At 63.1% G+C, this 24899-nt stretch carries 29 protein-coding genes; 12 read left to right on the top strand and 17 right to left on the bottom strand.

Features of this window, described 5'->3' with window-relative positions; genetic code table 11:
* Positions 1-23: 23 nt before the first annotated feature.
* A complete protein-coding gene (locus ACYQ2U_RS03900) occupies positions 24-887 on the bottom strand; it encodes a DMT family transporter (RefSeq protein ID WP_459949014.1) in 864 nt (287 codons plus the stop codon).
* A gap of 79 nt (positions 888-966) precedes the next feature.
* Complete coding sequence (locus ACYQ2U_RS03895) at positions 967-2076, bottom strand: aromatic ring-hydroxylating oxygenase subunit alpha (protein WP_459949013.1); 1110 nt, start codon at positions 2074-2076, stop codon at positions 967-969.
* A gap of 139 nt (positions 2077-2215) precedes the next feature.
* Between ACYQ2U_RS03895 and ACYQ2U_RS03890 the strand changes: the two genes are divergently transcribed.
* From ACYQ2U_RS03890 to folE2, 4 genes are all read left to right on the top strand, one after another.
* A complete protein-coding gene (locus ACYQ2U_RS03890) occupies positions 2216-2476 on the top strand; it encodes an exodeoxyribonuclease VII small subunit (protein WP_459949012.1) in 261 nt (86 codons plus the stop codon).
* A 2-nt stretch (positions 2477-2478) separates the two neighbouring features.
* Positions 2479-3369: a polyprenyl synthetase family protein gene (locus ACYQ2U_RS03885; RefSeq protein ID WP_459949011.1), complete on the top strand. Its 891-nt coding sequence runs from the start codon at positions 2479-2481 to the stop codon at positions 3367-3369.
* On the top strand, positions 3369-5234 hold the full coding sequence (gene dxs / locus ACYQ2U_RS03880) for a 1-deoxy-D-xylulose-5-phosphate synthase (RefSeq protein ID WP_459949010.1): 1866 nt from the start codon (positions 3369-3371) through the stop codon (positions 5232-5234). The genes ACYQ2U_RS03885 and dxs overlap by 1 nt, the downstream gene beginning before the upstream one ends.
* A 93-nt stretch (positions 5235-5327) precedes the next feature.
* Positions 5328-6137 carry a GTP cyclohydrolase FolE2 gene (folE2, locus tag ACYQ2U_RS03875; RefSeq protein WP_459949009.1) on the top strand — a complete coding sequence of 270 codons (810 nt, stop codon included), beginning with the start codon at positions 5328-5330 and terminating at the stop codon, positions 6135-6137.
* 86 nt (positions 6138-6223) lie between these two features.
* Here the strand turns inward: folE2 and rplS are convergent, their stop codons facing one another.
* The 5 genes from rplS to ACYQ2U_RS03850 form a co-directional block, all read right to left on the bottom strand.
* Positions 6224-6592: a 50S ribosomal protein L19 gene (gene rplS, locus ACYQ2U_RS03870; RefSeq protein ID WP_459949243.1), complete on the bottom strand. Its 369-nt coding sequence runs from the start codon at positions 6590-6592 to the stop codon at positions 6224-6226.
* Between the two features lie 120 nt (positions 6593-6712).
* Positions 6713-7462, bottom strand: a complete 750-nt coding sequence (gene trmD / locus ACYQ2U_RS03865) for a tRNA (guanosine(37)-N1)-methyltransferase TrmD (RefSeq protein ID WP_459949008.1) — start codon at positions 7460-7462, stop codon at positions 6713-6715.
* Positions 7462-7974, bottom strand: a complete 513-nt coding sequence (rimM, locus tag ACYQ2U_RS03860; protein WP_459949007.1) for a ribosome maturation factor RimM — start codon at positions 7972-7974, stop codon at positions 7462-7464. The genes trmD and rimM overlap by 1 nt, the downstream gene beginning before the upstream one ends.
* 5 nt (positions 7975-7979) lie before the next feature.
* Entirely contained in the window at positions 7980-8231 is a 252-nt protein-coding gene (gene rpsP / locus ACYQ2U_RS03855) for a 30S ribosomal protein S16 (protein WP_459949006.1), read from the bottom strand.
* 109 nt (positions 8232-8340) lie between these two features.
* The gene (locus tag ACYQ2U_RS03850; RefSeq protein WP_459949005.1) at positions 8341-9165 is read right to left on the bottom strand and encodes a YihY family inner membrane protein; all 825 of its coding nucleotides are present in this window, start codon (positions 9163-9165) and stop codon (positions 8341-8343) included.
* A gap of 48 nt (positions 9166-9213) precedes the next feature.
* On the opposite strand from ACYQ2U_RS03850, the gene ACYQ2U_RS03845 reads away from it, so the two are divergent.
* Positions 9214-9564 (top strand): DUF2069 domain-containing protein, encoded by a 351-nt coding sequence (locus tag ACYQ2U_RS03845; RefSeq protein WP_459949004.1) that lies wholly within the window; start codon positions 9214-9216, stop codon positions 9562-9564.
* Between the two features lie 3 nt (positions 9565-9567).
* Here the strand turns inward: ACYQ2U_RS03845 and ACYQ2U_RS03840 are convergent, their stop codons facing one another.
* From ACYQ2U_RS03840 to ACYQ2U_RS03815, 6 genes are all read right to left on the bottom strand, one after another.
* Positions 9568-11112: a 2-isopropylmalate synthase gene (locus ACYQ2U_RS03840; RefSeq protein ID WP_459949003.1), complete on the bottom strand. Its 1545-nt coding sequence runs from the start codon at positions 11110-11112 to the stop codon at positions 9568-9570.
* Between the two features lie 19 nt (positions 11113-11131).
* On the bottom strand, positions 11132-11890 hold the full coding sequence (pssA, locus tag ACYQ2U_RS03835) for a CDP-diacylglycerol--serine O-phosphatidyltransferase (RefSeq protein ID WP_459949002.1): 759 nt from the start codon (positions 11888-11890) through the stop codon (positions 11132-11134).
* 63 nt (positions 11891-11953) lie between these two features.
* Positions 11954-12598, bottom strand: a complete 645-nt coding sequence (locus ACYQ2U_RS03830) for a phosphatidylserine decarboxylase (RefSeq protein ID WP_459949001.1) — start codon at positions 12596-12598, stop codon at positions 11954-11956.
* 225 nt (positions 12599-12823) lie between these two features.
* Complete coding sequence (ilvC, locus tag ACYQ2U_RS03825) at positions 12824-13840, bottom strand: ketol-acid reductoisomerase (RefSeq protein ID WP_459949000.1); 1017 nt, start codon at positions 13838-13840, stop codon at positions 12824-12826.
* 25 nt (positions 13841-13865) lie between these two features.
* Positions 13866-14357 carry an acetolactate synthase small subunit gene (gene ilvN / locus ACYQ2U_RS03820; protein WP_459948999.1) on the bottom strand — a complete coding sequence of 164 codons (492 nt, stop codon included), beginning with the start codon at positions 14355-14357 and terminating at the stop codon, positions 13866-13868.
* Positions 14358-14369: 12 nt separating this feature from the next.
* Positions 14370-16079 (bottom strand): acetolactate synthase 3 catalytic subunit, encoded by a 1710-nt coding sequence (locus ACYQ2U_RS03815; RefSeq protein WP_459948998.1) that lies wholly within the window; start codon positions 16077-16079, stop codon positions 14370-14372.
* A 157-nt stretch (positions 16080-16236) separates the two neighbouring features.
* On the opposite strand from ACYQ2U_RS03815, the gene ACYQ2U_RS03810 reads away from it, so the two are divergent.
* From ACYQ2U_RS03810 to ACYQ2U_RS03795, 4 genes are read left to right on the top strand one after another with little or no spacing between them, the layout of a single operon-like run.
* Positions 16237-16797, top strand: a complete 561-nt coding sequence (locus ACYQ2U_RS03810) for an RNA polymerase sigma factor (RefSeq protein WP_459949242.1) — start codon at positions 16237-16239, stop codon at positions 16795-16797.
* Positions 16794-17195 (top strand): DUF3619 family protein, encoded by a 402-nt coding sequence (locus ACYQ2U_RS03805; RefSeq protein ID WP_459948997.1) that lies wholly within the window; start codon positions 16794-16796, stop codon positions 17193-17195. The genes ACYQ2U_RS03810 and ACYQ2U_RS03805 overlap by 4 nt, the downstream gene beginning before the upstream one ends.
* Positions 17162-17830, top strand: a complete 669-nt coding sequence (locus ACYQ2U_RS03800; RefSeq protein ID WP_459948996.1) for a DUF3106 domain-containing protein — start codon at positions 17162-17164, stop codon at positions 17828-17830. Before ACYQ2U_RS03805 ends, ACYQ2U_RS03800 begins: the two co-directional genes overlap by 34 nt.
* 31 nt (positions 17831-17861) lie before the next feature.
* Positions 17862-18266 carry an RDD family protein gene (locus tag ACYQ2U_RS03795; protein ID WP_459948995.1) on the top strand — a complete coding sequence of 135 codons (405 nt, stop codon included), beginning with the start codon at positions 17862-17864 and terminating at the stop codon, positions 18264-18266.
* 19 nt (positions 18267-18285) lie between these two features.
* On the opposite strand, the gene lptG is transcribed toward ACYQ2U_RS03795, so the two are convergent.
* Positions 18286-19374: an LPS export ABC transporter permease LptG gene (gene lptG, locus ACYQ2U_RS03790; protein ID WP_459948994.1), complete on the bottom strand. Its 1089-nt coding sequence runs from the start codon at positions 19372-19374 to the stop codon at positions 18286-18288.
* Positions 19365-20444: an LPS export ABC transporter permease LptF gene (gene lptF, locus ACYQ2U_RS03785; RefSeq protein ID WP_459948993.1), complete on the bottom strand. Its 1080-nt coding sequence runs from the start codon at positions 20442-20444 to the stop codon at positions 19365-19367. Before lptF ends, lptG begins: the two co-directional genes overlap by 10 nt.
* A gap of 105 nt (positions 20445-20549) precedes the next feature.
* Between lptF and ACYQ2U_RS03780 the strand changes: the two genes are divergently transcribed.
* Genes ACYQ2U_RS03780 through ACYQ2U_RS03770 form a run of 3 tightly spaced genes read left to right on the top strand, consistent with a single transcriptional unit; the run spans position 20550 to position 22864 of the window.
* Positions 20550-22073 carry a leucyl aminopeptidase gene (locus ACYQ2U_RS03780; RefSeq protein WP_459948992.1) on the top strand — a complete coding sequence of 508 codons (1524 nt, stop codon included), beginning with the start codon at positions 20550-20552 and terminating at the stop codon, positions 22071-22073.
* 7 nt (positions 22074-22080) lie between these two features.
* Positions 22081-22506, top strand: coding sequence for a DNA polymerase III subunit chi (locus ACYQ2U_RS03775; protein WP_459948991.1), 426 nt, complete (start codon positions 22081-22083; stop codon positions 22504-22506).
* Complete coding sequence (locus tag ACYQ2U_RS03770) at positions 22496-22864, top strand: hypothetical protein (RefSeq protein WP_459948990.1); 369 nt, start codon at positions 22496-22498, stop codon at positions 22862-22864. The genes ACYQ2U_RS03775 and ACYQ2U_RS03770 overlap by 11 nt, the downstream gene beginning before the upstream one ends.
* Before the next feature lie 18 nt (positions 22865-22882).
* Here the strand turns inward: ACYQ2U_RS03770 and ACYQ2U_RS03765 are convergent, their stop codons facing one another.
* A complete protein-coding gene (locus tag ACYQ2U_RS03765; protein ID WP_459948989.1) occupies positions 22883-23446 on the bottom strand; it encodes a GNAT family N-acetyltransferase in 564 nt (187 codons plus the stop codon).
* A 40-nt stretch (positions 23447-23486) separates the two neighbouring features.
* Positions 23487-24800: a homoserine dehydrogenase gene (locus ACYQ2U_RS03760; protein WP_459948988.1), complete on the bottom strand. Its 1314-nt coding sequence runs from the start codon at positions 24798-24800 to the stop codon at positions 23487-23489.
* Between the last annotated feature and the right edge of the window lie 99 nt (positions 24801-24899).

Below are 24899 nucleotides of genomic sequence, written 5' to 3'. Positions count from 1 at the left end.
TGCGTAATGGCGGCGAATATAGCCTAATCGGGTTCCACGGGGGCCGGCGTCGCGCGGGAAATGGCGGTCATCAGCATGCCGCTCAACAAAATCAAGGCGATGCCCAGCCAGGCCACCAGGGGCAGCACCTCCTGCCAGAGCAGCACACCGAACAGACTGGCGAAGACCACGGTGGAATAGGACAGGTTGGCCACGGTCAAGGGCTTGCCGCGCTTGAAGGCGATGGTCAGGCCCATCTGCCCGACGTAACCGAAGCCGCCCATGCCCAGGGCGAGCCACAGCAGACGCCCTTCCAGGGGATGGAAGCCGCCCTGGGCCAGGGTCCAGGCCAATCCCACCACGGCCGAGCAGGCGGAAAAATAATAGACGGTGCGCCACTCGGGCTCGCCCAGTTGCCCCAGGCGCCGCACATTGAGCACCGCCAGGGCGGCGAAAACGCCAGCCGCCAGGCCCACCAGGGCACCGAACCACTGGTCGCGCTGCAAGGTGGGTTGCAGCAACAGGATCACCCCGGCGAAGCCCAACAGCAGCAGCAAACTGGAACGCCAGCGCACCGGCTCCCGATACCAGAGCCAGAGGATCAGGGCCATGAACAGGGGCGAGGTGTAGGCCAGGGTCGCCGCCGTGGCCAAGGGAATCATGGCGATGGCGGAAAAATAGGTGGCCATGCCGCCGCAGCCCACCACCGCCCGCAACAGGTGGGCCTTGAGATGGGGGGTGTGGATCGGGTGGCCCCGCATCAGCACGTATAACTGGGCCAGCAGCCAGGCGATGCCACCCCGGTAGAACACGGCCTCCGCCGCGCTCAGGTCGGGAGAGGCCAGCTTGATGCAGACGCCCATGCAGGCGAACCCCAGGCTGGCCAACAGCATCCAGAGAATGGCCATCACGCCGCGCCCCAAAGAAAAGGGGCACCGCAGTGCCCCCCGCAGGACATCCCGAAATGAGCGGACAAAGCCAATCGTCTCAGCGCCCGCCGAGGTGATCGGCCATGACGCGCCGGTAGAACTCGTGGAAGTGCTGCATACCGTCCTCCATGGGCGACTGGTAGGGGCCCACTTCGCTGCGCCCCTGCTGCATCAGGGCGTAACGGCCCCGATCCATGCGCTCGCCGATGTCGTCGTCCTCGATGGCGGTTTCCATGTAGGCGGCTTGCTCCGCCTCGATGAACTCGCGCTCGAAATCGACGATCTCTTCGGGGTAATAGAACTCCACCACGTTGAGGGTCTTGTTCACGTCCTGGGGAATCAGGGTGGACACCACCAGCACGTGGGGATACCACTCCACCATGATGTTCGGGTAGTAGGTCAGCCACAGGGCGCCGTGCTCTGGCAGCTGGCCGTTGTAGCGCTCCAGCACCGCCTTGTTCCACTTGGCGTAGGTGGCGGAGCCAGGCTTGGCCAGATTGGTCACGCCCACCCGCTGCACGGAATACCAGTCGGCGAACTGCCAGGTCAGATCGTCGCAGGTGACGAAACTGCCCAGACCGGGGTGGTAAGGCGCAACGTGGTAGTCCTCCAGATAGACCTCGATGAAGGTCTTCCAGTTGTAGTTGCACTCGTGCAGTTCCACCTTGTCCAGCTTGTAGCCGGAGAAGTCGAACTGATCGCCGACCTTCATGCCCGCCAGATCGGCGTTCACGTCACGGGGACCCTTGAACAGCAGGCCGTTCCAGTTCTGGAGCTTTTGCTTGTTCAGGTTCAGGCAGGGATTGGCCGGAAAATGGGGCGCACCGATCAGGGCACCTTCGCTATCGTAGGTCCAACGGTGGATCGGGCAGACGATGTTCTTGGCGTTGCCGCTGCCCTGCAACATGATGGCCTGGCGGTGGCGGCAGACGTTGGACATCTCGTAAAAGCCGTCGGGCTGACGCACGATCAGATTGCCGTGGTCCTTCCATTCGGTGGAGCGGTAATCATGGACGTTGGGCACCATGAGTTCATGGCCAACGTACCCGGGACCGGCATCGAAGATGAGCTTTTTCTCCAGTTCAAAGAGTTTTTCGTCGAAATACCACTCGACGGGGAACTGAGAAACGGGGCGAACGAGTTGCCCCTTGCTTGCGATGTCGGACATAGGGATTCCCAACCTCCAAGAAAACGACCCGGAAACCGGAAAATTACGAGGATTTCCCCTCTGAAAGGGGCCGGCGAGTATAGCCAATTTGGCCGAATTCGGCTATTTTTACGGCCTTTTCACCCCCCGTCTCCCGGCCATGGCAAAACAGGCCCCCGCCTCCCCCTCCGCACCGCCCGACAACTTCGAAAACGCCCTGGGCGAACTGGAACGCATCGTACAGACCATGGAGGAAGGGGAAATGCCCCTGGAATCCTCCCTGGCCGCCTATCAACGGGGCGTCACCCTGCTCAAGTTCTGTCAGGACAAGCTGACCGCCGCCGAGCAAACCATTCAAACCCTGGAAAACGGCCAGTTGCGGGCCGCCGATCTGCCGCCCCTGGCCGGCGACGAAGACTGACCATGGCCGCTGCCCTGAACTTTGCCGACTGGATGACGCACATCCAGCAGCGCACCGAAACCGCCCTGGCCGCCCATCTGCCGGCCAAGACCATCGCCCCTGGCCGGCTCCACGACGCCATGGCCTATGCCACCCTGGGCGGCGGCAAGCGGGTCCGCCCCCTGCTCTGTCAAGCGGCCGGGCAGGTGTTTGCCGTGGCGGAGGACACCCTGGACTTTCCCGCCTGCGCGGTGGAAATGATCCACGCCTATTCCCTGGTCCATGACGACCTGCCCTGCATGGACGACGACACCCTGCGCCGGGGCAAACCCACCTGCCACGTGGAATTCGACGAAGCCACCGCCCTGCTCGTGGGCGACGCGCTGCAATCCCAGGCCTTCCAAATCCTGGCCGAGACGCCCGTGGCGGCCGAGCGCAAGGTGGACATGATCCATTTACTGGCCCAGGCCAGCGGCTCCCGGGGCATGGCCGGCGGCCAGGCCATCGACCTGGCAGCCACCGGACAGAACATCGCCCTGGAAGAACTGGAATTCATGCACCTGCACAAGACCGGCGCCCTGATCCGTGCCGCCGTGCTGCTGGGTGCCCACTGTGGCGGTGCCGACCCCATCGCGCTGAAGGGCCTGTCCCACTTCGCCAATCGCATCGGCCTGCTGTTCCAGGTGGTGGACGACATCCTCGACGTGGAAGCCAGCACCGCCACCCTGGGCAAGACCGCCGGCAAGGACGCCGCCCAGCACAAATCCACCTACGTCAACCTGCTCGGCCTCGCCGCCGCCAAGGAAAAGGCCGCCGAACTGCGCCAGGAAGCCCTGGATGCCCTCGCCCCCTTCGGCCCCGCCGCCCGCCGCCTGAGCGAATTGACCGACTACATCGTAGAACGAAGCTTCTGATGTCCGATACCGCCCTACCCTTGCTGGAAACCATCAACAGTCCCGCCGAACTGCGCGCCCTGGCGCCTAGCCAGCTTCCCGCCCTGGCCGCGGAGTTGCGCGAATTCCTGTTGCAGTCCGTCGCCAAGACCGGCGGCCACTTGTCGTCCAACCTGGGCACGGTGGAGCTGACCATCGCCCTGCACTACGTCTTCAATACCCCGGAAGACCGCCTGGTCTGGGACGTGGGCCACCAGACCTATGCCCACAAGATCCTGACCGGCCGCCGCGAGGGCATGGCCCGGCTACGCATGAAGGACGGCGTGTCCGGCTTCCCCCGTCGCTGCGAAAGCCCCTACGACACCTTCGGCGTCGGCCATTCCTCCACCTCCATCTCCGCCGCCCTGGGCATGGCCGTTGCCGCCCGCAACAAAGGCGAGGAGCGGCGCGTGGTGGCCATCATCGGCGACGGTGCCATGTCCGCCGGCCAGGCCTTTGAGGCCCTCAACAATGCCGGCGTCGAGGATGCCAACCTGTTGGTGATCCTCAACGACAACGACATGTCCATCTCGCCCCCGGTCGGCGCGTTGAACAAATATCTGGCCCGCCTGCTCTCCGGCCGCACCTTCAACGCGGCCCGTCGCGCCGGCGAGCGGGTTTTGAAGAACATGCCCTCGGTGCTGGAGTTCGCCAACCGGGTGGAGGAACACGTCAAGGGTATGATCGGTCCCGGTACCCTGTTCGAGGAACTCGGCTTCAACTACCTGGGCCCCATCGACGGCCACGACCTCGCCTCGCTGCTGCCCACCCTGCAAAACCTCAAGGCCCTCAAGGGGCCCCAGTTCCTCCACGTCATCACCCGCAAGGGTCAGGGCTACAAGCTGGCGGAAGAGGACCCGGTGCTATACCACGGCGTCTCCAAGTTCGACGCCAGCAACGGCATCAGCGGCGGCGGCGGCAAAGGCGGCGGCAAGCTGACCTATACCCAGGTTTTCGGCGACTGGCTGTGCGACATGGCCAAGGCGGACGAACGGCTGATCGGCATCACCCCGGCCATGCGCGAAGGCTCTGGCCTGGTGCGCTTCGCCGAGGAATACCCGCAGCGCTATCACGACGTGGGCATCGCCGAGCAGCATGCGGTGACCTTCGCAGCCGGCCTCGCCTGCGAGGGCATGAAACCGGTGGTGGCGATCTATTCCACCTTCCTGCAACGGGCCTACGATCAACTGATCCATGACGTGGCCTTGCAAAACCTGCCCGTGGTCTTCGCCATTGATCGTGGTGGCCTGGTGGGGGCCGACGGCGCCACCCACAACGGCGCCTTCGATCTTTCCTACCTGAGCTGCATCCCCAACATGGTGGTCATGACCCCGGCGGACGAAAACGAATGCCGCCGCATGTTGACCACGGCCTTCCATCACGACGGTCCCAGCGCGGTCCGCTATCCCCGCGGCAGCGGCCCCGGCACGGCTTTGGACGTCCACTTGCAGACCCTGCCCCTGGGCCAAGGCGAAATCCGGCGCGAGGGGCGCAAGGTGGCCCTGCTGGCCTTCGGCTCCCTGCTCGGCCCCGCCCTCAAGGCCGGCGAGGCAGTGGATGCCACGGTCGCCAACATGCGCTTCGTCAAACCCCTGGACCGGGATTTGGTGCTCGACCTGGCCCAGCGCCACGACGTGCTGGTGACCCTGGAGGAAAACAGCATCGTCGGCGGTGCCGGCGCCGAAGTGGCCCGCTGCCTGGAAGAAGCGGGCGTGACCGTTCCCCTCCATCGCCTGGGCCTGCCCGACCATTTCATCGATCATGGCGATGCCGCCCTGCTGCTGGCCGAAGCCGGCCTGGACAGCAGCGGCATCATCGCCTATGTACAAAAGCTAATCACCCCATAACCCCAGCCAATAACTGAGTTCTTTTGTCGGGTATGTTAGTATGCCTTCCATGCAGAGGGCCGAGACCCTCCCCACCCCAGAGAGAGCCCAGCCATGAACAGCCGAGACCCCATGTTGATCCCCGACGTACAAAACAGTGAAGACTCCCGCCAGCTCCCCATCAACAAGGTGGGGATCAAGGGCATCCGCCATCCGGTGAAGGTGCTGGACAAGAGCGAGGGCGTGCAGCACACCATCGCCGATTTCCGCATGTATGTGGGCCTGCCCCACAACTTCAAGGGCACCCACATGTCCCGCTTCGTGGAAATCCTGAATACCCAGGACCGGGAGATTTCCGTCGAGAATTTCGAGTCCATGCTGCGGGACATGGTCAAGCGCCTTGAGGCCGTGACCGGCCACGTGGAGATGACCTTCCCTTACTTCATCAACAAGTCGGCCCCGGTGTCCGGCGTCAAGAGCCTGATGGACTACGAGGTCACCTTCATCGGCGAAATCCTTGCCGACGGCAGCTACCGCCAAACCACCAAGATCGTGGTGCCCGTCACCAGTCTGTGCCCTTGCTCGAAGAAGATTTCCGACCGCGGCGCCCACAACCAGCGCTCCCACGTCACCGTGACCGCCCAGACCAACAGCCTGATCTGGATCGAGGAAATCGTGCAGATGGTGGAAGCCCAGGCCTCCTGCGAGCTCTACGGCCTGCTCAAGCGCCCCGACGAGAAGTTCATCACCGAGAAGGCCTACGACAATCCCAAGTTCGTCGAGGACATGGTGCGCGACGTGGCCGGCGTGATGAACGCCGAACCTCGCATCGACGCCTACATCGTGGAATCCGAGAACTTCGAGTCCATCCACAACCACTCGGCTTACGCCCTGATCGAACGGGATAAGCGCCTGCCCGTCTAAGCAAGGCAACCGACCAAACAAAAAGGGCACCTTGCGGTGCCCTTTTTGTTTGGGGAAGGGAACAGGTCCCTTCCTTCGCCTCGATTTCAGGAAGCGGTCTTGGCGACCAGCTTTTCCTTGATCCGGGCGGACTTACCGGAACGGCTGCGCAGGTAGTACAGCTTGGCGCGACGCACATCACCGCGACGCTTGACTTCGATGGAAGCCAGCAGGGGGGAATAGGTTTGGAAAGTCCGTTCCACGCCTTCGCCGGCGGAAATCTTGCGGACGATGAAGTTGGAGTTGAGACCACGGTTACGCTTGGCGATAACGACGCCTTCGTAAGCCTGCAAACGCTCGCGGTTGCCTTCCTTCACCTTCACTTGGACGATGACGGTATCGCCGGGGGCGAAGTCGGGCACATTCTTGCCCAGGCGTTCGATTTCTTCTTTCTCGATCTGTTGAATCAGGTTCAAGCTCATTGCTAACTCCTAGTGATCACGGCCTTTGGCCTTCCGGCAGAGCAGGACGAATCCTGATGCACGCGGTTTGGTTTGGCTCGCAGGTCGACTGCGAGCCCGGTATTCTACAACAAGTTACTGTTTTATTGCCTGTTCTTGGCGAAATTCCTCAAGCAGGCGTTGTTCTTCACGGCTCAATTGCCGGTCCCGGAGCAGATCCGGGCGCCGCAACCAGGTACGCCCCAGGGCCTGTTTCAGGCGCCAGCGCCTGATTTGCTCGTGGTTGCCGGACATCAGCACTTCCGGCACCGCCATGCCCTCATAAACCTCCGGCCGCGTGTAGTGGGGACAATCGAGCAGGCCGTCGGCGAAGGAGTCCTCCACCGCGGAGGCGCCGTCGTTGAGGGCGCCGGGCAATTGGCGCACACAGGCATCCATCAGGGCCATGGCGGGCAACTCGCCACCGGAGAGGACGAAATCCCCCAGGGAAAGCTCTTCGTCCACGCATCGTTGCAGCAAGCGCTCATCCACGCCCTCGTAGCGACCGCACAAGAGCACCGCACCGGGGGCCGCCGACAGGTCGAGTACCCGGCGGTGGGTCAGCGGAGCCCCCTGGGGGGAAAGGTAGATGACCTTGCGCTGGCTGTCGCCTGCGGCCTTGGCGGCATTAATGGCCTGCTCGAGGGGTCCGGGCAACATCACCATGCCGGGGCCGCCGCCGTAGGGGCGGTCATCCACCGTGCGGTGATTGTCCGTCGCCCAATCCCGGGGGTTATGGCAATGCAGGGCCCAAAGCCCCCGCTCCAAGGCGCGTCGGGTGATGCCCGACGCGGTAATGGCGGCAAACATGTCGGGAAACAAGGTGACCACGTCGAAACGCAGCATCACCAGTCCTCACCCCAAGCGACATGGATCACGCCAGCCGTCGGATCGACGCGCAAGACCACCGCATCGACAAAAGGCAGCAAGCGTTCCTTCGCCGTCTTGCCCTCGCCATCGCGCACCACCAGGACGTCGTTGGCGCCGGTGGCGATCAGGGAGGCCACTTTGCCCAGTACAACCGCCGACTCGTTCACCACCTGCAAGCCGATCAAATCGGCCCAGTAGTACTCGCCTTCGGCGGTCTTGGGCAATTCTTCCTTGGGTGCGGCGACAAAGCTGCCGGCAAGGGATTCGGCACCATTGCGATCATCGATGCCCATGAGCTTGACGACCCAGCCGTCAGCATGGGGTTTGATGCTGTCGAGGCCGAACTCGGTCCATTCGGACCCATCGGCGCTCTTGGCCAGCCACCAGCGGTGCATGCTCCGCCAGGAGTCTGGATCATCGCCGAAGGGGTGCAGGTGCAACCAGCCCCTGACCCCATACGGGGCGACCAGTCGCCCCAGAACCACCATCGGAATCAGGCGGCCTTCTTGGCGGACTGCTTGACCAGACGGGCGGCGGTGGGGGACAGCTGAGCACCCACGCCTTGCCAGTAGGCCAGACGTTCGGTGTTGATCACCAGGCCCTGCTCGGATTCGGCAGCCTTGGGATTGTAGAAACCGACGCGTTCCACGAAACGACCGTCGCGACGGTTGCGGGAATCGGTAACCACCAGATTGAAGAAGGGGCGCTTCTTAGAGCCACTACGGGCGAGACGAATGACGACCATGTCGTTCCCTTAAAATCGGAAAAAGCTGGCGATTATAGGGGCGAAGCCTCAAAGAAACAAGTCCGTACAGCAATAACTCGTTTGGCCGCCCCAACCCCGGTTTTTGGGCTCAGCGCCGGCGGCGTCCGGCAGCCGGCCCCGCCGTGCCGAAATCGGCGCTGATCAAGGCGCCCACCAGGATCACGCCCCAGGACAGATAGAGCCAGGCCAGGAAGATCGGAATGGCGGCGAAGGCGCCGTACATGATGCGGTAACCGGGCATGCTGGACATGTAACCGGCGAATAGCCATTGCATCAAACCGAATCCCGTGGCGGCCACCAGGCCGCCCGCCAGAGCATGATGTTTTTCCACCGGCCGGTTGGGCACCTTCCAGTACAGCAGGGTGAACAAGCCGGTGGAGAACAGGAAGGAGAGAATGCGGAACACCCAGGCCGTCGCCGCCTTCCATTCGTCCACCAAACCGAGGGAAACCGTGGCCAGATAGGTCACCAGGGCGATGCTGACGCCGAACACCACCGGCCCCAGCAACAGGGCCAGCAGGTGCATGGCCACCCGGCGCAGGAAGGGGCGGCTCTCCTTCACCCGCCAGATCTGGTTGAAGGCATGCTCGATGGTGAGCATCTGCATCAGTGCCGTGGCCGCCAGAGCCAGGGCACCGATCCAGGTCAGCCGTTCCGCCTTCTGGGCGAACAAGCCGACGTAGCGGGCAATGATGCCGCCAGCCTTTTCCGGCAGGAAGTTGGCGAGGAGGAATTTCTGCACGGCCACCCCCAGGGCATCGGCCAGGGGCAGACGCGACATGATGGCCACGGCCACGGCGATCATGGGCACCAGACCCAGCAGCGTGGCGAACGACAGTGCCGCCGCCGTCTGGGTGCAGCGTTCGTCGAGAAAGCGTCTCAACACGCGCAAGGGTAGTAGAAGGAGATGCATATAATCCGGGCCTTGTTCGATTTCTAGGCGACCGCTCGCCGCCATTTCATGCTTCGCATCCTCAACCTCCTCAGCAGTCTCAGCCTGATCGCCTTGATCGCCCTCAGCCTGGCCTGGGAGCTGTGGCTGGCTCCCTTGCGGCCTGGCGGTTCCATGCTGGTGCTCAAGGTGGTGCCCCTGCTGCTACCCCTGATGGGCATCCTCAAGGGGCGGCGCTACACCTACCAGTGGGCGTCCTTGCTGATTCTGCTGTATTTCGGCGAAGGCTTGCTGCGCGCCACCAGCGACGCCACGAGCCTGTCGCGGCTGCTCGGGCTCGCGGAAACCCTGTTGAGCCTGCTCTTCTTCGCCAGCACAGCCTGGTTCGCCAAAAAAACCGCGCCGACGAAGAAAGTCTGAGCCTTACACGTCCCCCTGGGGATTGATGCGCTCCTGGCCGGATGCCAGACGATTGAGGGCGTTGATGTAAGCCTTGGCGGACGCCACGACGATGTCGGTGTCGGCTCCCTGGCCGTTCACCACCCGTCCGCCCTTGGACAGACGGACGGTCACCTCGCCCTGGGCATCGGTGCCGGTGGTGATGGAGTTGACCGAATAGAGCAACAGTTCGGAGCCGCTCTGGACGATGCTTTCGATGGCCTTGAAGGCCGCGTCTACCGGGCCGCTGCCGCCGGACTCCACGTGGTGCTCCTGACCATTGTCGGACAGGGTCACGGCCGCCACCGGCTGCTCGCCGGTTTCGGAATGGAAGCGGGAGGACACCAGGCGGAAACGTTCCTGTTCGGGCGTGATCACCTCGTCGGACATCAGGGCGTGAAGATCCTCGTCGAAGATCTCGTGCTTCTTGTCGGCCAATTCCTTGAAGCGCGCAAAGGCAGCGTTGAGCACCTGCTCGGAATCCACCTCGATGCCCAGTTCCTGGAGGCGCGCCTTGAACGCGGTACGGCCGGAATGCTTGCCCAGCACCAGCTTGTTGGTGTTCCAGCCCACGTCCTCGGCCCGCATGATCTCGTAGGTTTCGCGGTGCTTGAGCACGCCATCCTGGTGAATGCCGGACTCATGGGCGAAGGCGTTGGCACCGACGATAGCCTTGTTGGGCTGCACCGGGAAACCGGTGATGCTGGACACCATTTTCGATGCCGCCACGATCTGGGTAGTATCGACACGGGTGTCGCACTTGAAGATGTCCTGGCGGGTACGCACGGCCATCACCACTTCTTCCAGAGCGGCATTGCCGGCCCGCTCGCCCAGGCCGTTGATAGTGCATTCCACCTGGCGGGCACCGGCCATCACAGCAGCCAGGGAGTTGGCCACGGCCAGGCCCAGGTCGTTGTGGCAATGCACGGACCAGACCACCTTGTCGGACGTGGGAATCCGTTCCCGCAGCAAGCGGATGCGCTCGGCGAACTGCTCGGGCACGTTGTAGCCCACGGTGTCGGGAATGTTGATGGTACCGGCGCCCTCTTCAATCACCGCCTCGATGATGCGGCAGAGGAAGTCCAGCTCGGAACGACCGGCGTCCTCACAGGAAAACTCCACGTCGCCGATGCCGTTGCGGGCGAAACGCACGGCCTGCCGGGCGGCGGCCACCACCTCGTCAGGGCTCATGCGCAGCTTCTTCTCCATGTGGATGGGGCTGGTGGCGATGAAGGTATGGATGCGTCCGGACTGGGCGGGCTTGATGGCTTCCAAGGCACGGGCGATGTCCTTCTCCGAGGCCCGGCAGAGACCGGCCACGGTGGAATCCTTGATGATCTCGGCCACGGCCTTCACCGACTCGAAATCGCCGTTGGACGCGGCGGGGAAACCGGCCTCGATCACATCCACCTTCATTTTTTCCAGTTGCCGGGCAATGCGCAGCTTTTCTTCCCGGGTCATGGAGGCGCCGGGGCTTTGCTCGCCGTCGCGCAGGGTGGTGTCGAAAATGATCAGATGGTCTTGGGCCATGAAAAGCTCCGGCAAAACATTAACGGGGTGGGGATTTGCGGCCGAGCAGGCTCGCCGCCGTCAGCACGTAGCCGGACAGGGCGTAGCAGAGGAACAGGCCGAACAGCACACCGGGGGGATAACTGGAAATCAGGGCAAAGCCGAGGGCGATGCCGGCAACGAAGATGAAGGGCACGCTCTTGCGCAGATTGATGCTCTTGCCCGAGTAATAGCGGATGTTGCTGACCATGGTGATGCCGGCGAACACCGTCAGGGCGAAGGTGTACCAGCGGGCGTCGAAACCGCTCCAGTCGTTGTCCAGCAGCACCCAGACCAGGCCGGCCACCAGGGCGGCGGCGGCGGGACTGGGCATGCCCTGGAAGTAACGCTTGTCCACCACGTCGATGTTGGTGTTGAAGCGGGCCAGGCGCAGGGCGGCGCCGACACAGTAAATGAAGGCGGCGATCCAGCCCCACTTTCCCAGGCCCTTGAGCGCCCATTCATAGGCCACCAGGGCCGGCGCCACGCCGAAGGACACCATGTCGGAGAGGGAGTCGTATTCCGCGCCGAAGGCGCTCTGGGTACCGGTCATGCGGGCCACGCGGCCGTCCAGGCCGTCCATCACCATGGCGATGAAAATGGCGACCGCCGCCTGCTCAAAGCTCTGGTTCATGGCCTGGACGATGGCGTAGAACCCGGCGAACAGGGCGGCGGTGGTGAACAGATTGGGCAGGATGTAAATGCCGCGACGGCGCAGCTCTGGATTGACCAGCGCGCGACGATGACGAATATCAGGCATGGGCGACCGTTGTCTGCTGCAAAAGGGCGTTCATTGTAGTCCTTCGACTCGCGGACGTCCCGCTTACGCCAGTTCCGCCAGCACCGTGCTGGTGGCGCTGACCTTCTCACCGATCACCACCTTGACCCGCACGTCGGTGGGCAGATACAGGTCCACCCGCGAACCGAAGCGGATGAAGCCGTAGCGCTGACCGCGCTTCAACTGGGTCCCGGCTTCCACGTAGCAGAGGATGCGGCGGGCAATCAGGCCGGCCACCTGGACGCAGGTGATGTCCTGACCGTCGCTGGTGCGAATGTGCAGGGCATTGCGCTCGTTTTCCGTGGAAGCCTTGGCCAGGTCGGCATTGATGAACTTGCCCGGGTGGTACCAGCGCTGCAGCACCTCACCATCCACCGGGCTGCGGTTGGAATGGACGTTGAACACGTTCATGAAGACGCTGATCTTGAGGCAATCCCGCTCCAGCCAAGGGTCGCGGACCGGCTCGATGGCGACGATACGGCCATCGGCGGGGGAAAGGACGCTCTTGTCGCCGCCGGGCACTTGGCGCGGAGGATCGCGGAAGAACTGGACGCAGAAGACGAAGAAAATCCAGAAAGGCGCGGACCAGGCACCCCACAACGTGGAAGCGATCAGTGCGACAACCAGGGAACCGCCGATGAAGGGCCAGCCTTCGCGGGCCAGCAGGGGATGAGGATAGTTGGGCTGCATCTTGATGGGTGTCCTGGAATGAGGAGGAATACGCCTGGCGTACTCAGGATGGAAAAGGGCACAGCGCTGCTGTGCCCTTTCTTCTTACAGTCCTGAAAACTCAGGGCTGATGAAGAAATCGTTGCGAGCAGTCCGAGGCTGGCGCGAGAAGCACAGCCGTACACGAAGTACGGCGAGCATCGCAGGGCCGGGATCGGGCTGCGCAGTTGATTTATTCACCAGCGCTTAGTTCTTGCTCTGGTCGACCAGCTTGTTCTTCTTGATCCAGGGCATCATGTCGCGCAGCTTGCCACCCACCACTTCGATGGGATGAGCGGCGTTGTTGCGACGACGGGCCGTCATGGCGGGGTAGTTGGTCTTGCCTTCGAGGATGAACATCTTGGCGTAGTCGCCGTTCTGGATACGCTTCAGGGCGTTGCGCATGGCCGCACGGGATTCCTCGTTGATCACTTCGGGACCGGTCACGTACTCGCCATACTCCGCGTTGTTGGAGATGGAGTAGTTCATGTTGGCGATGCCGCCTTCGTACATCAGATCCACGATCAGCTTCAGTTCGTGCAGACATTCGAAGTAGGCCATTTCAGGGGCGTAGCCGGCTTCCACCAGGGTTTCGAAGCCCATCTTCACCAGTTCCACGGCACCGCCGCAGAGCACGGCCTGTTCGCCGAAGAGGTCGGTTTCGGTTTCTTCACGGAAGTTGGTTTCGATCACGCCGCCCTTGGTGCCACCGTTGGCAGCCGCGTAGGACAGAGCCACGTCCTTGGCCTTGCCGGTCACGTCCTGGTAAACGGCGATCAGGGAAGGCACGCCGCCGCCCTTCAGGTACTCGGAACGCACGGTGTGGCCGGGGCCCTTGGGGGCGACCATGATCACGTCCACGTCGGCGCGGGGCACGACCTGGTTGTAATGCACGTTGAAGCCGTGGGCGAAGGCCAGGGCAGCGCCGGCCTTCAGGTTGGGGGCGACTTCCTTGTTGTAGACGTCGGGAATGTTCTCGTCGGGCAGCAGGATCATGACCACGTCGGCGCCCTTCACGGCGTCGGCGATTTCAGACACCTTGAGGCCGGCACCTTCGGCCTTGGCCCAGGAAGCACCGCCCTTGCGCAGGGCGACCGTGACGTTCACGCCGGAATCGCGCAGGTTCTGGGCGTGGGCATGGCCCTGGGAACCGTAACCAACGATGGTGACTTGCTTGCCTTTGATGAGGGACAGGTCTGCGTCCTTGTCGTAATAAACCTTCATGAAAACCCCTTGTTGATGAATCAGATCAGATTTTAAGAATGCGATCACCGCGACCGATGCCGGAGACGCCGGTGCGCACGGTTTCGAGGATGAGGGCCTTGTCCAGGGCCTCGATAAAGGAATCGAGCTTGGCCGAGGTGCCGGTCAATTCGATGACATAAGTAGTTTCGGTGACGTCCACGATGCGGCCACGGAAGATGTCCGCCATCCGCTTCATTTCTTCGCGATCCTTGCCGGCGGCGCGGACCTTGACCAGCATCAGCTCCCGTTCCACATGGGGCGCCTCGGACAAATCCACCACCTTGACCACGTCCACCAGCTTGTTGAGCTGCTTGGTGATCTGCTCGATCACGTCGTCGGAACCGTTGGTGACGATGGTCATGCGGGACAGGGAGGCGTCTTCCGTGGGGGCCACGGTCAGCGTCTCGATGTTGTAGCCACGGGCGGAGAACAGACCGGAAACCCGGGACAGGGCGCCGGCTTCGTTTTCAATCAGAATGGAAATAATGTGTCGCATAGCTCTACCGCCTTACAGGTCTTCGGCCAGGATCATCTCGGACAGGCCCTTGCCCGCCGCGACCATGGGATAGACGTTGGCCTTCTGGTCGGTGATGAAGTCAAGGAAGACCAGCTCGTTCTTATGCTTGACGAAGGCCTCGCGCAGGGCGGGCTCCACATCGGCGGGCTTGTCCACGCGGATACCGACGTGGCCGTAGGCCTCGGCCACCTTGACGAAGTCCGGCAGGGAGTCCAGATAGGACTCGGAATAGCGGTTGCCGTGGAACATCTCCTGCCACTGGCGCACCATGCCCAGATAGCGGTTGTTCAGGTTCACCACCTTGATCGGCAGACGGAACTGCTTACAGGTGGAGAGTTCCTGGATATTCATCTGGATCGAGGCTTCGCCGGTGACGCAGGCCACCGTGGCATCGGGATTGGCAAAGCGCACGCCCATGGCGTAGGGCAGGCCGACGCCCATGGTGCCGAGGCCGCCGGAATTGATCCAGCGCCGGGGCTTGTCGAAACCGTAGTACTGGGCGGCGAACATCTGGTGCTGGCCCACGTCGGAGGTGATGAAGGCATCGCCGCCGGTCACCTCGTAGAGCTTCTGCACCACGAACTGGGGCATGATCACCTCGTCCCCCTGGGGGAACTTGAGGCAGTTCTTGCCACGCCAATCCTCGATCTGCTTCCACCAGGCATCCAGATGCTTGGCATCGGGCTTGGCCTTGGCCTCGTCCAGCAGGGCCAGCAATTCGGCCAACACGTCGGGCACGTGGCCGACGATGGGCACGTCCACCTTCACCCGCTTGGAAATGGAGGAGGGATCGATGTCCACATGAATGATCTTGCGCGGCACGGAACCGAAATGCTCGGGATTGCCGATCACGCGGTCGTCGAAACGGGCGCCGATGGCCAGCAGCACGTCGCAGTTCTGCATCGCCATATTGGCTTCGTAGGTGCCGTGCATGCCCAGCATGCCCAGGTTCTGCTTGTCCGTGGCGGGATAGCCGCCCAGGCCCATCAGGGTCTGGGTGATGGGGAAGCCGAGGGACTTGACCAGTTTGACCAACTTGTCGGAGGCATCGGAAAGAATGACGCCGCCACCGGTGTAGATCATGGGGCGCTTGGCTTCCAGCAGCAGCTTGACGGCCTTCTTGATCTGGCCGCTATGCCCCTTCACCACCGGGTTGTAGGAACGGATGGTGACTTCTTCCGGATAATGGAAATCGCACTTGGTGGCGCTCACATCCTTGGGAATATCCACCAGCACCGGACCGGGACGACCTGTACGGGCCAGGAAGAAAGCCTTTTTCAGGGTGATGGCGAGATCCTTGACGTCCTTCACCAGGAAGTTGTGCTTGACACAGGGGCGGGTAATGCCGACCGTATCGCACTCCTGGAAGGCATCCTGACCGATGTAATAAGTCGGCACCTGGCCGGAGATCACCACCAGCGGAATGGAATCGCAGTAAGCCGTGGCAATACCGGTCACCGCATTGGTGACGCCCGGCCCCGAAGTGACCATGGCCACGCCCACCTTCTGGGAGGAGCGGGAATAGGCATCGGCGGCATGGACCGCCGCCTGCTCGTGGCGCACCAGGATGTGCTTGACCTTATCCTGCTTGAAAAGCTCGTCGTAGATGTGCAGAACCGAACCACCCGGATATCCGAATACGTGGTCGACCTTTTCTTCCTGGAGACACCTTATTACAATCTCCGCACCCGTCAGTTGCATGTTTCCCGCCGTTTTTTTGTTTTACACAAGACCAGCGCCTTCGCTGGGAAACCCGAAACCTTAACGATTCGCGCTGGTTTGGTCAAGGCTGGATGCCGAATTCCGGCTCGAAAAACCCTACCGCTTTTACTATTTTCGCTTCCCCAAGAGGCCCAGGCTGGCTACCCGAAACGAACTTTCCCGCTTTCTCGCCGATGTGGAGCGCCGGGCCTTTAAACAGGCGGTTTATGCGGTACACGACGACCACGCCGCCCTCGACATCGTCCAGGACGCCATGCTCAAGCTCGCCGAGAAATACGGCGACCGGCCTGAAACCGAGTTCCCGATGCTGTTCCAGCGCATTTTGCAGAACACCATCCGGGACTATTACCGCCGGCAAAAGGTCCGCTCCCTCTGGACCACCCTGCTCTCGGCCCTGAGTCCTGCCGACGACGACGATGCCGACCCCCTGGAAACTTTGGCCACGGAACACCTGTCCAATGTTCCGACCCCCCATGGCGAGACGGAAACCGCGCAGTTGCGCAAAGTTCTTGAACTGGAAATAGAAAAACTGCCAGCACGTCAACGGGAAGCCTTCCTCATGCGTTACTGGGAGGAAATGGATATTGCGGAAACGGCGGCGGCCATGGGCTGCTCGGAAGGCAGCGTGAAAACCCACTGCTCCCGAGCCACCCACACCCTGGCCGAAGCCCTCAAGGCAAAAGGAATCACCCTATGAACACGATTTTGGAAAGACAACAGGAGCAGCAGCTGGCCCATCTGGTGCGCCAGACCTTGAACGTTGGTTGCCGGGAAATTTCCGCCGACGTGGCCGCCGCCCTCGGCAAAAGCCGTCAGATTGCCTTGGATCGGCAAAAGCAGCCCGGTGTAGGCCTGCAATTGGCCGGTTTTGCCCGTCTTCATGTGGAGGGACTGGGCAAGCCCCTGCGCACGGCCTTTATGATTCTTGCCCTGATGAGCGGCATGGCCGGCACTTGGTACTGGAATACAATCCAGGCCGCCGAGGACAATGCCGATGTGGATTCCGCCTTGCTGTCCGACGAACTCCCCGTAGCCGCCTATACCGACGCAGGATTCCGTGCATGGCTGGAACACAACGCCGACTTCGACAACTGATCCCCGGGCTTCTGCTGGCCTGGGTCGGCATTGCCCCATCTCTTGCAACCGCAGCCCTGGCTCCAGACGCTGCGGTTTCTGCTTTGGCGCTCGCCTCCTGGAGCGACCTGACCGACAACCAGAAACAGATCCTGGCGCCGCTGGAAAAAGTCTGGGACCAGTTGGAACCCATCCACAAGATCAAGTGGCTGCGGGTCACCGATCGCTATCCCAGCCTACGGCCGGCGGAACAGGAACGCCTGCAAAAACAGATGCTGGATTGGGCCCGCCTGAGTCCCGAGGAGCGCAAGCAGGTTCGCGAAAAGTTCATGAACCTCAAGCAGGCGGCGCCCGATAAAAAGGAAGTCATCAAGCAGAAGTGGAAGGAATACGAGGAGCTTTCCGACGAGGAAAAGCAGCAGCTCAAGGAGAAGGCCGAAAAAGCCGCCGCCAGCAAGCTCGCCAAATCCGCCCCCGTTACCCGTCCGATCAAGCCCCTGAGCCAGCCGCCAGCCCTGAAGCTGGTCCCCACGGCCAAGGCGGTGGTTTTCACCCCGGGTGAGGACTGGCCCAACGTGATTCCCGGCCCGGTGCCCAAGGCCGGCAGCGCACTCTTCCCCTTGCCCTCCAGCAAGAACCTTCCCCAGGGGAAATAGCATTCCGACCATCTTCCTTGCCGGCGAGCCCTTGCCGGGCATCCGCCGTCGCCTCGCCAGTCTGCTGTACGAAAGCCTGCTGATGCTGGGCGTGCTGTCCATCACTTTCATGGTGCCCCACCTGGCCCTGGGCATCCTTTTCCAGGTAGCTGCGCCGGGTTGGCTGCTGTGGCTTCATGTCTTCCTGGTGATGGGCGCTTATTTCGTCTGGTACTGGCGCCATGGCGGCCAGACCCTGGCCATGCAAACCTGGAAGATCCGCGTCGAATCCGTTTTTGGCGGCTTGCCCAGCCTGAAACAAGCATGGCTGCGCTATGCCCTGGCCTGGGCTGGGATCGGCTTCTTTGGCGCCGGCTTGATCTGGGCGCTGTTCGACCGGGAACGACAGTTCCTTCACGACCGCCTGGCCGGCACCCGAATCGTTTTCAAGAAATAGCGTTGTTCCGGCGCGAAGCTCAGCGCCGCTCCACCCACCACAGCATGCCGCCGGCACCCAGCAGGAACAACAGGCTGGGCGTGACTGCCGATACCATGGGCTGCCAACTGTTGATGGCCCCCAAGCTGGAGAACAGCCCGTTCAGCATGTGGAAGCCAATGCCGAGCATGATGCCGGCGAACACCTTGAGGCTGACGCCACCGCTGCGCCCCTGGAGGAAACCGAAAGGCAGGGCCAGCAGCATCATCACCAGGGCGGAGAAGGGATAGCTGAGTTTTTTCCAGAAGGCGATCTCGTAGCGATCGGTCTTCTGCTTGTTTTCCGTCAGGTGGTGGATGTACTGGTAGAGGCTGACGATGGACATCTTTTCCGGCACCACCAACAGGATGGAAAGGATGTCCGGCGTCAGGGCCGAGCGCCAATCCATTTCATCCAAACGCACCACCCGAGCCCGCTCGGACTCGAACCAGGTCTGGGTCACGTCGAACAGCCGCCATTGGCCTTCCTGCTGGCCATCCTGATACACGCCCCGCTTGGCCTCGCTGATGTTCTTCAGGTGGAAGCGTTCGTCGAACTGGTAGATCCGCACGTCCCGTAGGGAAACGTCGGGCTGCACGTCGCGTACGTTGATGAAGGACAGCTCGTCCCGCACCCACAGCCCGCTGCGAAACTCCTGGGCCACCATGGAACTCATGGCCCGCAGGCGCAGTTGCTGGGCGGCCTTTTCCGCCGGTGGCGCCACCACCTCGCCGAAGACGAAGGTCAGCACCACGAACAACAGGCCCAGTTTCATCAAGGCGCGGAACAATCCAGCCGTGGACAGGCCGGACGCCCGCAACACGGTGATCTCGGAATGCCGCGCCAGGGTGGTCAGGGCGTAGAGGGTGCCGATCAGCACCGCTATCGGCGCCAATTCGTAAAAACGGCCGGGCAAGGTCAAGGTGACGTACATCACCACCTGGGGCAACTGATAATTGCCCTCGCCGATGTGCTGCACCTCGCCGATCAGATCGAAAAAGGCGAACAGCATGAGGAAGGCGGCCAACACCAGGGCTGTCGCGCCGTAGATTTCCCGCGCCAGATAGCGCTCGAAGATTTTCAACGCCATAGCCGCGCCCAGGAAATCACCGACAAACGGCGCCAGAACAGGGCCGCCAGAATCGCCAACATCGCGCAGTGCACCGCCCACAGGCCCAACTCGAAGGGCAGGCGGCCCTGGCGCACCCAGGCCTGGCTGACGCTGATCAGGTTGCTGTAGATCATGTAGGTCAGGATGGCGAAGATCAGGTTGCTGGTACGCCCCGCCCGGGGATTGACGAAGGAGAGCGGGATCGCCAGCAGGGCCAGGGTCAGGGCAGACAGGGGGACACCGAAGCGCCAGACCAGTTCGCCCAGGTTGGGCGGCGTGGGATTGCGCAGCAACTCGGGCAGGGGCTGGTTACCGGGGTTTTTATCCACGCCGCGGGTTTCCTTTGTTTCCACCCGCACCGAATAACGTTCGAACTCCATCACCCGATAATCGGCCGTGCCGGGCATGCCTTCGTAGCGGCGGCCATGGTCCATCACCAGGAAGCGGTCACCGTTGGCGGCGGTTTCGGTATGCCCCTCGGCGGCGGCCATGATGCCCAGCCGTCCCTGTTGCATGGAATTGACGAAAATGTTGCGCACCTTGCCGGCATCGCCGGCCACGGCCTCAACGAAGAACACCCGGTCGGCGCCGGCGGATTCATTGAAACTGCCCGGTGATACCTTGGACACGTCGTCCTGCCCTTCCATGCGCTGGCGATAGTCCGCGCTCTTGCTCAGGGCCCAGGGGGAAAGGAACAGGGACAGCAGGGCAATGGCCAGCACCAGGGGCAGGGAGAACTTCAACACCGGCCACACCCAGGCGGTCAGGGGTTGGCCGGAGGCGAACCAGACCACCATTTCCGAATCCCGGTACCAGCGCGACAGGGTCATCAGCACCGCGATAAACAGAGTGAGGGACAGCAACACCGGCAGATAATTCAGCGCACCGAAGCCAAGCAGGGCCACCACCGCTTCCGACGCCAGCTTGCCGCCGGCCGCCTCGCCCAGCAGGCGGATCAGCTGGGTCGTCAGCAGGATGGCGAACAGCGCGACGAACACGGCCACTGCGGTTTGGGAAAACTCCCGCAACAGGGCACGCTGGAAGATCATGGGCTTTTAGGCTTTATCTGGGACGGGGGATTGGGGATAATCGCCGGATTGACCGGGCTCGTCCGAATCGGGCGGGCCTTTCCCCATCGGTGAGAGGAGTAGCGCGTGGAATTTAGCATAAAGAACCTGGCCCCGGAAAAGCTCAAGACCGACTGCCTGGTGCTCGGCGTCTATGAAAACGGTGTCCTGACCGACGCCGCCAAGGCGGTAGACAAGGCCAGCGGCGGAGCCGTGGCCAAGGCCGTCAAGGCCGGCGACATCAGCGGCAAGAGCGGTGCCACCCTGTTGCTGACCGGCGTGGCCGGCATTGCCGCCACCCGCTTGCTGCTGGTGGGATTGGGCAAGAAGGAAGCGCTCGACGCCAAGGCCTACCGTGGCGCCGTGACCGCCGCCTTCAAGGCGGTACAGGACACCGGCAGCGTCGACGTGACCCTGACCCTGACCGAATTGACCGTCAAGCCCCACGACGGCGCCTGGTCCGTACGCCAGGCCGCCAGCCTGGCCGGCGACGCCCTCTATCGTTTCGACAAGCTCAAATCCAAAAAGGACAGCGCGCCCAAACTGAAGAAGATCGCCTTCACCAGCGCCGATCCCCAGGCCGCCACTGCCCTCAAGGAAGGCCATGCCATCGCCGCCGGCCAAACCCTGATGAAGGACCTGGCCAACCTGCCCGCCAACCACTGCACCCCCTCCCACCTGGCCAAGACCGCCGTGGCCCTGGGCAAGGAGCTGGGCCTGAAGGTGGACGTACTGGACAAGGCCGCCATGAAGAAGCTCGGCATGGGCAGCCTGCTGGCCGTGGCCCAGGGCTCCGTCGAGCCGCCCAAGCTGATCGTCTTCAAGTACAACGGCGGCGCCAAGACCGACAAGCCCATCGTCCTGGTGGGCAAGGGCATCACCTTCGACACCGGCGGCATCTCCCTCAAGCCCGCCCCCGACATGGACGAGATGAAGTACGACATGTCCGGTGCCGCCAGCGTGTTCGGCACCCTCAAGGCTGCCGCCCTGCTGAAGCTGCCCCTCAACATCGTCGGCATCGTCGCCGCCAGCGAAAACATGCCCAGCGGCAGCGCCGTCAAGCCCGGCGACGTGGTCACCTCCATGTCCGGCCAGACCATCGAAATCCTTAACACCGACGCCGAAGGCCGCCTGGTGCTGTGCGACGCCCTCACCTACGCCGAACGCTTTGATCCCGAAGTGGTGGTGGACATCGCCACCCTCACCGGCGCCTGCGTGGTGGCCCTGGGCAACGTCGCCAGCGGCCTGCTCGCCAACAACGATGAACTGGCCGCCGAACTGCTGGCCGCCGGCCAGGCCAGCCATGACCGGGCCTGGCAACTGCCCCTGTGGGACGACTACCAGGAACTGCTCAAGAGCCCCTTCGCTGACATGGCCAACATCGGCGGCCGCTGGGGCGGCACCATCACCGCCGCCTGCTTCCTGGCCCGTTTCACCGAAAAGTTCAAATGGGCCCATCTGGACATCGCCGGCACCTCCTACCGAGGCAACGCCACCAAGGGTTCCACCGGCCGCCCCGTACCGCTGCTGACCCACTTCCTGCTGAAGCGGGCAGCGGCCAAGAAGCCCGCCAAGGCGGTCAAACCCGTCGCCCCACGGCGCAAGGCCTGAAGCGGACATGCCCCAGGTACGCTTCCTCCATGGCGCCCGGGATCGCATCCAGGCCGCCGCCGCCTGGATCGGCGACGCCTGGGCGCGGCGCGAACCGGTGACGGTCTACGCGCCGCAACGGGACTTGGCCGACAGACTGGACCGGCAGCTCTGGATCGCGCCGCCCCTGGGCTTCATTCCCCACTGCCGCGATCACTCGCCCCTGGCGGGGGAAACGCCGATCCTGATCACCGATCGCCCCGATCCCGGCCAGCAACACCGCAACCTGCTCAACCTAAGCGACGAGATTCCCCCAGCCCTGGCCGATTACGAGACCCTGGTGGAAATCGTCAGCGGCGACGACGCGGTGCGCCTCTCCGCCCGGGAACGGGTGCGCTACTACAAGGAACAGCAGTACGACGTGCTGTTCGAGGATGTCTCCCATGGCCCTTGACGACAACGGCAAAGCCGATGGCAGCACCAGCGATGTCCTGGGCGCCGCCGATGCCTTTATGTCGCGCCTGACGCCCCCCGCCGAGGAGGACGTACCGCTGCTGACCGAGGTGGTCGAGGCGCCGGCGGAACTCGGTGGTGTTGTGCCCGCCACGCCCCATCTCTCCCCCACTGCCCAGGCGGCGCTGAGCCAGGAATTGGAAGAATGGCTGGACATGCATCTGACCGAGGCGGTCTTGAAGGTCCTCGATGGCGTGGCCGACCAGTTGGTGGCCCGTATCACCCAGGAGGCCCGGCAGGATCTGCTGCCGCGCCTGCACGCGGCGCTGCTGAAGACCGCGCCCGACGACGCGACCTAGGCGCACTCGCCCAGGGCGCTAGGGCATCCTGGCGGAGAGGGGACGGGACATGACGATGCCGTCCCCGGCGGTGCCGTCATTGCCTCGAAAAAAGCCCGTCAGGCGCCCGTCCTCGACGAAGCCCGCCTTGGCGTAAATCCGCCGCGCCGCCGTCCAATGCTCATTCACCAGCAACACTGCCCGAGAGAGCGCCGGATGCGCTGCGCCGACCCGCGCCAGGCAGGCCTGAAAAAAGCCCATGCCGCGACCGCCGCCGCGCAGGGCCGGATCCAAAGTCATGGACGCCACGTAAAGCACGGTACCCGCCACCGGGTCGTGCCGTTCGCGGATGTCGTGACCGAGACGGAAACTGTCGGCCAGGGCGGCATCCTCCCGCCGCCATATCTCGGAAAAGAAACATCCCGCCACCTTTCCGCCCACAACGGCCATGATCGCGCCCTGGGGAAAGGTTTCGATCCGCTGCTGGTAAACCGCCCGGCTTTCATGGAAAGCCGGATCAAAACCCAGGGTCTCCAGGGCCATGATCCCGTCGAGATCGGCCTTTTCGGCGTTTCTCAGGGTCAGTTCCGGCAGCATGTCCATCGTGGCACCGGGGGAGCAGCTGCGCCCCCGGCAAGCGGCATCAACCGTTGAGGTCTTCCAGGCGCAGGCGCTTGACCTTGCCCTTGACGGCGGCCAGGCCCTCGATCTTGGCGATGGCGGCATCGGCCTGCTTTTCCACGCAGACGTGGGTGAGGATGATGATGTCGGTTTCGCCCTCGCCTTCGCCCGGCTCCCGTTGCAGCATGGCGTCGATGGAAATGGCGTTGTCGGCGAGGATGCGGGTGATGTCGGCCAGCACGCCGGGCTTGTCTTCCACCCGCAGACGCAGATAGTAGGCGGTTTCGATGTCGGCCAGGGGCAGGATGGGGGTGTCGGACAACTGGTCGTGCTGAAAGGCCAGATGGGGCACGCGATGCTCGGGGTCCACCGTGTGGGCCCGGGCCACGTCCACCAGGTCGGCGATCACGGCACTAGCGGTGGGCTCGGCACCGGCGCCCTTGCCGTAGTAGAGGGTGGAACCCACGGCGTCGGCCTGTACCAACACCGCGTTCATCGCCCCTTCCACGTTAGCGATCAGGCGCTTGGCGGGGATCAGGGTGGGATGCACGCGCAGCTCGATGCCCTTTTCCTTGCGGCGGGTGATGCCCAGCAGCTTGATACGGTAGCCCAGTTGCTCGGCGTACTTGATGTCCTCGGCTTCCAGCTTGGTGATGCCTTCCACGTGGGCCTTGTCGAACTGCACGGGGGTGCCGAAGGCCAGGGCGGAGAGGATGGAAATCTTGTGGGCGGCGTCCACGCCTTCGATGTCGAAGGTGGGGTCGGCTTCGGCGTAACCCAGACGCTGGGCCTCCTTCAGCACCTCGGCGAAGGACAGGCCCTTGTCGCGCATTTCGGACAGGATGAAGTTGGTGGTGCCGTTGATGATGCCGGCAATCCACTGGATGCGGTTGGCGGTGAGGCCTTCGCGCACGGCCTTGATGATGGGGATGCCACCGGCCACGGCGGCTTCGAAGGCCACCATCACGCCCTTCTTGCGGGCGGCGGCGAAGATTTCAGTGCCATGAACGGCCAGCAGGGCCTTGTTGGCGGTGACCACGTGCTTGCCGTTCTCGATGGCCTTGAGCACCAGCTCCTTGGCCACGCCATAGCCGCCGATCAGCTCCACCACCACATCCACGTCGGGATCGGCCACCACGGCGAAGGCGTCGTCGGTGATCCTCACATCGCCGCCGGTGACCTGCTTGGCCAGTTCGACGTTCTTGTCGGCCACCACGGAAATGCGAATGGGCCGACCGGCGCGGCGGGTGATTTCCGCTTCGTTGCGCTTAAGGACAGTGAAAGTGCCGCCGCCGACGGTGCCGATGCCAAGAAGGCCAACATTGATGGGTTTCATAGTTTTTTAGGGGCTAGAGACTAGAGGCTAGGGATTAAAGACAGAGACGGGGCCGAGGGTCGGGGCGGTTTCGGTGTTACCTGATCCCTAGCCCCTGGC

It is taken from the genome of Denitratisoma sp. agr-D3 (assembly GCF_054658675.1).
This window is presented reverse-complemented; position numbering and strand designations above follow the sequence as displayed.

Excerpts from the sequence above, each read along its gene's own strand:
- ACYQ2U_RS03885 (WP_459949011.1), top strand. The coding sequence starts at position 2,479 with ATGGCCGCTGCCCTGAACTTTGCCGACTGGATGACGCACATCCAGCAG.
- trmD (WP_459949008.1), bottom strand. The coding sequence starts at position 7,462 with ATGCTGCGTTTCGACGTGGTCACCTTGTTTCCCGACATGTTTGCCGCC.
- ACYQ2U_RS03800 (WP_459948996.1), top strand. The coding sequence starts at position 17,162 with ATGGCTGGAACACAACGCCGACTTCGACAACTGATCCCCGGGCTTCTG.
- folE2 (WP_459949009.1), top strand. The coding sequence starts at position 5,328 with ATGAACAGCCGAGACCCCATGTTGATCCCCGACGTACAAAACAGTGAA.
- ACYQ2U_RS03900 (WP_459949014.1), bottom strand. The coding sequence starts at position 887 with ATGGCCATTCTCTGGATGCTGTTGGCCAGCCTGGGGTTCGCCTGCATG.
- rimM (WP_459949007.1), bottom strand. The coding sequence starts at position 7,974 with ATGGTGGTTCTGGGGCGACTGGTCGCCCCGTATGGGGTCAGGGGCTGG.
- pssA (WP_459949002.1), bottom strand. The coding sequence starts at position 11,890 with ATGCCTGATATTCGTCATCGTCGCGCGCTGGTCAATCCAGAGCTGCGC.
- ACYQ2U_RS03805 (WP_459948997.1), top strand. The coding sequence starts at position 16,794 with ATGAACACGATTTTGGAAAGACAACAGGAGCAGCAGCTGGCCCATCTG.
- ACYQ2U_RS03850 (WP_459949005.1), bottom strand. The coding sequence starts at position 9,165 with ATGCATCTCCTTCTACTACCCTTGCGCGTGTTGAGACGCTTTCTCGAC.
- ACYQ2U_RS03770 (WP_459948990.1), top strand. The coding sequence starts at position 22,496 with ATGGCCCTTGACGACAACGGCAAAGCCGATGGCAGCACCAGCGATGTC.
- ACYQ2U_RS03765 (WP_459948989.1), bottom strand. The coding sequence starts at position 23,446 with ATGGACATGCTGCCGGAACTGACCCTGAGAAACGCCGAAAAGGCCGAT.
- ACYQ2U_RS03830 (WP_459949001.1), bottom strand. The coding sequence starts at position 12,598 with ATGCAGCCCAACTATCCTCATCCCCTGCTGGCCCGCGAAGGCTGGCCC.
- ACYQ2U_RS03815 (WP_459948998.1), bottom strand. The coding sequence starts at position 16,079 with ATGCAACTGACGGGTGCGGAGATTGTAATAAGGTGTCTCCAGGAAGAA.
- ACYQ2U_RS03890 (WP_459949012.1), top strand. The coding sequence starts at position 2,216 with ATGGCAAAACAGGCCCCCGCCTCCCCCTCCGCACCGCCCGACAACTTC.
- lptF (WP_459948993.1), bottom strand. The coding sequence starts at position 20,444 with ATGATCTTCCAGCGTGCCCTGTTGCGGGAGTTTTCCCAAACCGCAGTG.
- ACYQ2U_RS03760 (WP_459948988.1), bottom strand. The coding sequence starts at position 24,800 with ATGAAACCCATCAATGTTGGCCTTCTTGGCATCGGCACCGTCGGCGGC.
- rpsP (WP_459949006.1), bottom strand. The coding sequence starts at position 8,231 with ATGGTCGTCATTCGTCTCGCCCGTAGTGGCTCTAAGAAGCGCCCCTTC.
- ilvN (WP_459948999.1), bottom strand. The coding sequence starts at position 14,357 with ATGCGACACATTATTTCCATTCTGATTGAAAACGAAGCCGGCGCCCTG.
- ACYQ2U_RS03845 (WP_459949004.1), top strand. The coding sequence starts at position 9,214 with ATGCTTCGCATCCTCAACCTCCTCAGCAGTCTCAGCCTGATCGCCTTG.
- ACYQ2U_RS03775 (WP_459948991.1), top strand. The coding sequence starts at position 22,081 with ATGCCCCAGGTACGCTTCCTCCATGGCGCCCGGGATCGCATCCAGGCC.
- ACYQ2U_RS03840 (WP_459949003.1), bottom strand. The coding sequence starts at position 11,112 with ATGGCCCAAGACCATCTGATCATTTTCGACACCACCCTGCGCGACGGC.
- ilvC (WP_459949000.1), bottom strand. The coding sequence starts at position 13,840 with ATGAAGGTTTATTACGACAAGGACGCAGACCTGTCCCTCATCAAAGGC.
- dxs (WP_459949010.1), top strand. The coding sequence starts at position 3,369 with ATGTCCGATACCGCCCTACCCTTGCTGGAAACCATCAACAGTCCCGCC.
- lptG (WP_459948994.1), bottom strand. The coding sequence starts at position 19,374 with ATGGCGTTGAAAATCTTCGAGCGCTATCTGGCGCGGGAAATCTACGGC.
- ACYQ2U_RS03895 (WP_459949013.1), bottom strand. The coding sequence starts at position 2,076 with ATGTCCGACATCGCAAGCAAGGGGCAACTCGTTCGCCCCGTTTCTCAG.